The organism is Rhizobium sp. 18055 (assembly GCF_902706285.1).
In the GTDB taxonomy this organism is placed as follows: Bacteria; Pseudomonadota; Alphaproteobacteria; order Rhizobiales; family Rhizobiaceae; genus Rhizobium.
In genome coordinates, this window is record NZ_CACSKD010000111.1 from 1 (window position 1) to 598 (window position 598).

The 598-nt window shown below is 63.5% G+C and carries 2 protein-coding genes; both read right to left on the reverse strand.

The features are described from left to right. Positions 1 to 260: hypothetical protein (locus GVL52_RS28225; protein ID WP_210254123.1), on the reverse strand; the 260-nt coding region annotated here is incomplete at its 3' end. A gap of 86 nt (positions 261 to 346) precedes the next feature. Beyond that, positions 347 to 598, reverse strand: a 252-nt coding sequence (locus GVL52_RS30680; RefSeq protein WP_210254124.1) for a hypothetical protein, incomplete at its 5' end; no start/stop codon positions are given.

A 598-nucleotide genomic window follows, 5' to 3' on the forward strand; every position in this document is an offset into this window, starting at 1 on the left:
ATCGTGCGCAGCGCGCTGTCGATGTGCCTGTCGTTGAGGTAGGCGTAGAGATTGAGATCTCCTTTCGCCAGCACCCCCCCGCCGAGACGGAGACGGCTTGCGCGTAGCAGATCCCAGCGGTAGCGAAGATCCCAGTCCTTGCAGCGCGCTGCCGAGGTGAAGTTCCCAGAGCAGTACGCCTGGCGACGCTCATGTGTGTCCTCGGGAGCTACTGCATCGCGCAGCGCCTGGAGGTCGAGGGGCCTGATCTTCAAGTCCATGTTCAGCTCCATCCAAAAAGACGGACAGAGGCCCCCTGCGGGTTCTCTGTCCCGCAGGTTGAAAAAGCGATATCGGCGTTTGCCGACTAGACCCCGTAGTGCGCACGAACCAGGCGGCGCTTCTCCGGGTAGGGGCGGCCCAGCGTTACCTCGATAGGCGCTTGGCACACCAGGTTGCGCAGCGCGGCTGAGCGCATCTGCGGTGAGTACGGCGACCGGGCGATCCGCACCAGGTGGTGAGCGGGAAGCACGGAAGTCGTGCGCACGTGGAGCATGAAACGTTGCCGCTTCTCGCTCGCAAGCACGTCTATTTCACTCAGGGTGGGGCAGCGCATGGC